This is a genomic window from Pseudomonadales bacterium (assembly GCA_013215025.1).
Classification (GTDB): Bacteria; Pseudomonadota; Gammaproteobacteria; order Pseudomonadales; family DT-91; genus DT-91.
Genome location: JABSRR010000178.1, coordinates 1 through 5985 on the forward strand (window position 1 = coordinate 1; position 5985 = coordinate 5985).

General features: G+C 45.8%; 5 protein-coding genes. 4 read left to right on the forward strand and 1 reads right to left on the reverse strand.

The genetic code is table 11. The features are described 5' to 3' along the window. From HRU21_11130 to HRU21_11145, 4 genes are all read left to right on the forward strand, one after another. Positions 1-699 (forward strand): response regulator (locus HRU21_11130; GenBank protein NRA42840.1); only part of this gene is annotated, 699 nt, incomplete at its 5' end. Positions 700-829: 130 nt separating this feature from the next. Next, positions 830-2452, forward strand: coding sequence for a CHASE3 domain-containing protein (locus HRU21_11135; protein NRA42841.1), 1623 nt, complete (start codon positions 830-832; stop codon positions 2450-2452). Between the two features lie 188 nt (positions 2453-2640). Next, positions 2641-4362 (forward strand): histidine kinase, encoded by a 1722-nt coding sequence (locus HRU21_11140; GenBank protein ID NRA42842.1) that lies wholly within the window; start codon positions 2641-2643, stop codon positions 4360-4362. A 295-nt stretch (positions 4363-4657) separates the two neighbouring features. Further along, entirely contained in the window at positions 4658-5065 is a 408-nt protein-coding gene (locus HRU21_11145) for a response regulator (GenBank protein NRA42843.1), read from the forward strand. A gap of 45 nt (positions 5066-5110) precedes the next feature. Here the strand turns inward: HRU21_11145 and HRU21_11150 are convergent, their stop codons facing one another. Continuing rightward, positions 5111-5854, reverse strand: coding sequence for a c-type cytochrome (locus tag HRU21_11150; protein ID NRA42844.1), 744 nt, complete (start codon positions 5852-5854; stop codon positions 5111-5113). Positions 5855-5985 lie beyond the last annotated feature (131 nt).

Here is a 5985-nt window from a genome sequence, read left to right on the forward strand (position 1 = left end):
CGTGCCTTGCTGGTTGATGATGAACCTTTTGCTACCATGGCGCTGCAGGAACTGTTGCAAGACTTCCCTGAAGTAGAGGTGATTGGCACCTGCAGTAATGCGGTTGAAGCACTCGACAGCATTCAAACCTTGAACCCAGATCTAGTATTTTTAGATATCAATATGCCCGCCATTTCGGGGCTTGAGCTATTGAATCTGATTGACCCCGAGTTTGACCCGAAAATTATTTTTATCACCGCGCATGATGAATATGCACTGCAAGCCTTTGACGCCAACGCCATTGACTATTTACTGAAACCGATTGAACAGCCGCGCTTACGCCGCGCGATCGAAAAAGCCCAGTCATTTAAGGCCAGCGAAAAAATCTACAGTGAACATAAGCCACAGCGAATTCCTGCTTCTCAGCTTGGCAATATTCACATGCTTAACTGTACCGATGTGGTGTATGCCGAAGTTGAAGCTTCTGGCCTGCGTATTTACACCGAAGATCAGGCCTATAATGGCAAATGCACCTTAGCGGCGATGGAGTCGCTAAGTGAGCAGTTTTTGCGTCTGTCGCGCACGGTATTAGTTAATATTGACTGCGTTGACAGCGTATCGCCCGAGGGCCGTGCGGTTGAAGTCAGTTTAAACTCGGGCAAGCGTTTTGTTGCCAGTCGACGTGCATCCACCAAGCTGCGCCAGCAGCTACGCGGTTAAAATGTCACCGCAGCAGCCTTGGTGAGCACAGTGCTGCTTGCGTTGCTGCGCTTTTCTGAATATTTCTCCATTAGCTATTTTGCTTTGCTTTAGCTTTAGCTAATTCGCCCAATCTAAGATTCTTCCGCTTATGAAACTAAAAACGCAGTTATTTTTGGCCACCGGCTTTACCTTGCTCATGCTGCTTTCGGTGGGCGGCGTTGTGTACTGGAGTATTAATCAATTGCTCGATGATACCAAATGGGTAGAGCACACCTACAAGGTTATTGGTCAGGCAAACCGCTTGAAAAGCCATATGGTTGACCAACAAACAGGCATGCGCGGCCATGTAGTGAGCGGTATCGATGAATTTTTAGAGCCTTATCGCGAAGGCTATGTGGAATTCTCATCATTGATTATCAGCATGAAAGAGACTGTGTCAGACAACCCGCCGCAAGTAAGACGTTTAGAGGGGGTTGAGCGTTTAGCCTCTCAATGGCGGCAAAATGTGGCAGAACGCTATATTAGAATCCGTAAAAATATTCTTCAAGGTGAGGATCTTGAGCGTGAAATCGCCCAAGTGATCGATTCAGGTATCGGTAAACAAACCATGGATGCCTTAAGAGCGCAGGTGGCCCGTTCTAGCTTGAGTGAGGCTGAAAAAGATCGCGTTTTATTAGATATGATCAATATGGAAACCGGCTTGCGCGGGTTTTTATTGACTGAAAAAGCGGTGTATTTAGAGCCCTATGAAGCGGGTGTTGCGGTGATTGGCGAGCATTTAAAAAGTGTCGGGGCCTCTGCTGAGCTGACACAGGCGGTTTACGCATGGATCGATAATTATGCCGAGCGTTTGATTCAATTGGCTATGCAAGAAGCTGAAACCGCCGATATGGATGCGCTTTATATCGAATTTGAAAAGAAGGAGGGGCGCCAGTATATGAATAAGATTCGCGATGAGCTGGCGCTGTTTATTCAAGAAGAGCAACGATTATTAGCGCTGCGTCTTGAGCGTCAGGAAAAAACTACCTTCTACGCGCAAACTATTACCGAGGCGGGTGTGTTCTTAGCGTTTGTGATTGGTGGTCTTGTGATGATAGCAGTTTCTCGTAATATCATTAAGAATCAAACGCTTAGGCAGCAGAAGTTGCAATCTGATACCGAGTTAAAATTATTGAAAGCGCAGGTAGATTCGCATTTTTTATTTAACACCTTAAACACCATTTATTATACCGCCAATAAAGACCCAAATTTATCACGACAATTAGTGATGGATTTATCGAATTTGATGCGCGTGAATTTAAAGCGTCAAGAAGAGCTTTGTAGCCTTCAAGATGAACTGGATCATGTGAATCGTTATTTACGCATAGAACAAGTGCGATTTCAGGATAAGCTTGAGGTTGTGCAGCAGGTCGAACTAGACGCTGAGGCGATTCAGCTGCCTATGTTTAGTGTGCAAACCTTGGTGGAAAATGCGATCAAGCACGGCATCAGTAAAAGTCTCAGCGGTGGTAAGGTTACCATTCACTGCTATCAACGCGGTAAGGCTATCCATATTGATGTTGCCGATACCGCAAATACTTTTGCCGCCAATAACGCCGCCAGCGCCGAGCAGTCTCAGCCAGCGTCTGACAGCGTAAAAGCCCATAAGAAAGATAAAAGCTTAGGGCTAAATTTAGTGCGAAACCGACTGAATCAGTATTCGCATTATCAGAGTGAACTGTTACTGTTTACTGAAGACCAGCAAACGATTGCACGCATTATTCTAAAATAACGATGGCCTTGAGCAGGCTATAGCTCTGTTTTCTTCAATTGCGTTTGAATGGGCCTATGTCAGATGTGACTGGGCTGTCAGCTAACGCATTACTTCTCTGTCTCTTTTATAATAAAACCATGGTTAGCATTGCTGTGACTATGCGCCAGCACTGACTCTTTATTCAATTTATCAGAGTGGTTTTTATTATGCTCACCGACATATTTAACAGCGCTAATCACGACTTGTTCACTGTCGTGCAACAGCTTTCGATTATGGTGTTTACCTATGTGGGTATCACTTATTTATTGATTCAGCTATTTCTTCAGCTGTTTAATATTTCATTTGTCCGTCTGTATCGCGATAAGCGCTTTATATTTTTGCTAGGGCTACTTCTTAGCGTGATTGGCCATGAGTTTTCAGTGCTGTATGCGCAGGGCATGATTAGCACGCGTGCGATAGGTGTGATTATTGCCGGTTTACTCGGTGGGCCAGTGGTGGGTGTATTGGTTGCGGCTGTGGCTGGCATCTATTACAGCGTAGATGTTGGTGGTGTGTTTGCCCAGCCGGTTATGCTGGCGTCCTTAGTTGATGGGCTAACGGCAGGTTTAGTGAGTTATTACTGTATGCGAAGCCATCAGCGACAGTGGTTGCTGCAGGCGCGTTATATATTATGCACTAGCCTCGGCTTTTCTATGATGCATGTTTTGGCGATCACCGTGTTTAGCATTATCACCACCGATGTGGTGTCATCAATACATTATTTTATTGTTAGCGATAGCCTGATGCTGCTGGTCAATGCACTTGGTGTATTTCTACTGTTATATCTATTACAAACTTTTCGCGTTACCTTGCGGAGCTATTCGGAAAAAAGTTTGATTATCGCTAAGGATTTAGTTGAAAACTTGGCACTGTCGCCAAGCGCAGATAGTCGACAAAGCTTCTTGCAAGTTATTCAACAGCGTACCGGGGTAGATGCGGTGATTATGCTGCCTAGCCGCGCGGTTGACAGCGCTGAAATGTATGTGCATCGAAAATCTAAACTAAAGCCGCTCTTTACTGCGCATAATAACGATGCCGCTGATGTGATAGCGGCGATAGAAGCACAAACAGCGCTGCAAAATCAGATGCATCCGCTGATTAAAATTGACCTTGCCGATGAGCAACACCATTTTGGCCAGCTGGTATTTATTGAATCCAATCAAGGCTTAATGCCGCTGGTTGATGAAAGCCTGGCCAGTATTATTGCGGCTATTGCGGCACAGCATTTAAGTCATTTGCAAAAGCTGCAAAATGATAAGCTGCAGTCTGAAACCGAGCTTAAATTACTGAAAGCTCAGGTGGATACACATTTTCTCTTTAATGCGCTGAACACCATTTATTTTACTGCCAATAAAGATACTGAACTCTCACGTCAGTTAATTATGGATCTTTCTAATCTCATGCGCATGAATTTGCAGCGCCCATCCGAGTTATGCACTCTGCGGCAAGAGCTTGAACACGTGAATCGCTACTTGCGAATTGAACAAACGCGATTTCAAAATCATCTGCAAGTTGAGCAACGGATTGAATTAGACGTCGATAGCGTCAATTTGCCCACCTTTAGTTTGCAGACCCTGGTCGAAAATGCGATTAAGCACGGCATTAGTCAGAATATTAATGGCGGTAAGATTACTATTCACTGCTATCAACAAGATGGCGATGTGTATTTAAATGTGCACGATAGTGCCAATATGCTGGCGCAGACTGCCTATCATGCACCGGAGCACAATGTTTCTGACTCGTCATCTGTGGTTTCGCCTGGGCAGGGTTTAGGGCTCAGTTTAGTGCGTGATCGCTTGCAGCAATACCTCTCGGTTGATAGTGAGTTGCAGCTGTTTAGTGCCAATCAACATACCACGTCGCGAGTGGTAATCAAAAGTGCTGGTTAGTATTTCGTTCAGCCATCAGACAAACCGATAAAACGGCAAGAGCATTAAGCCTTGATAGCCGCGCAGCACATATAAGCTAGGGCTAGCCAACTTTACTGGCCCTAGCTAAGTGTACGGACTTTTACTTAGTGAATGGGCTTTTTCGAAGTGAATGGGCTTTAAGCGGGCTTGAGTGGGCTTTGCTTGCTCGCGAGCGACTGAGCGGCAAATTATAATGATGGCTCAGCCAAATGGCTGAAGCTTTCACTGTATTTTTGCTGCCCTTAGCTCTTTGCTCTTAGCCATTAGGACTTTTATGCCGTCATTAGATATATCAGCAGATGCCTCACCATTATCGACCATTATTATTGATCATGAGCAGCTTGCGGCTGAGGCCTTGCTTGAATTATTGCAGCCCATCGACAATATTGACGTTCTGGCCTGTTGTAGCCATGCATTTGACGCCATCGAGCTGCTTAATAGCTATAAACCCGATCTGATTATCATGGATTACCAGCTGCCGGTGATGTCTGGGCTTGAGCTGCTTAAGCAATTAGAGCAAAGCTATCGGCCTAAAATCATTATTGTTTCAGCACTGCAAGAGAGTATTGCAGTTGATTCGCATGCACACTTGATTGACTGGCTGTTAAAGCCGGTACAGCAGACAGCTCTATTGCAGGCTATCACCAAGGCCTGTGCCGATAGAGAAAGTCATATGGCCTGATGCCACTTGCTGATACTGCTTTTGCCTAATACAGGCTAATAAAGCCTAATATGGCCGCTCGAGATATGCCGCTAGCGCATTGATATCCTGCTCGCTGAGCAACTGTGTAAGCTGTTGCATCGGGCTGCCCCAGTGTTTATCGGTGGTCCGAGTGTGATTTTTATAGGCGTGTAAACTCATACGCGTATAGCGTGCATATTGCCCCTGCAGTTGGGGGCTAACATGCAGCGACCGTTGTGAAAGCCCACCATGACAAAGCTGACAGGCGATAATGCCTTGTTGTCTGTCACCCTGAGTAAATAGTTTTTTGCCGCGCGCTAACCATTGTTGGTTTTCTGGAATGCTGCGTTTAAGTGTGTCTAGTTCAGGCGAGAAAGGGCGGTTTTCTGCCACTGTCTGCTGAGCATAATAATTGGCTATGATGGCTAGTTCTGCCTCATCATAAGCATCTAGGATGCCAGCCATCTCAGCGGTAAAGCGCTGCCCAGTTTTGAAGGCAAGCATTTGGCGTAGTAAATAGCTGGAGGATTGCCCCGCAAGCTTGGGTGACTGCTTATTATATTTTGCAGTCATACCGGGATTGCCATCGATACCGTGGCACTCTGCACAGGGGTAATGTGCTGATGCGCGTGTTTGACCAATCAAGGACAGCGCTTGCTGTACATCACTATCGTTAATGCTTTTAATGGCCTGTGGTTGGCTATCTGCGACAGTTGAAGCAGTTGAAGCAGTTGAAGCAGTTGAAGCAGTTGAAACAGTTGTTGCAGTTACGGCAGCTGCGGTAGTCAAACAGAGCACGTTTAAGGCTAGTCGGCAGCTGTATATTAATAACGTTCGCGTTGGCATCCTGCGCCCTCGTCGGTTCATCTGACTACATTTCTTATTAGGGCTCATTGCCTTATTTCCTCATTGCCTCATTG

Bases quoted from the DNA above. Each gene is read 5' to 3' on its own strand.
- HRU21_11135 (NRA42841.1), top strand. From the start codon at position 830: ATGAAACTAAAAACGCAGTTATTTTTGGCCACCGGCTTTACCTTGCTC.
- HRU21_11140 (NRA42842.1), top strand. From the start codon at position 2,641: ATGCTCACCGACATATTTAACAGCGCTAATCACGACTTGTTCACTGTC.
- HRU21_11145 (NRA42843.1), top strand. From the start codon at position 4,658: ATGCCGTCATTAGATATATCAGCAGATGCCTCACCATTATCGACCATT.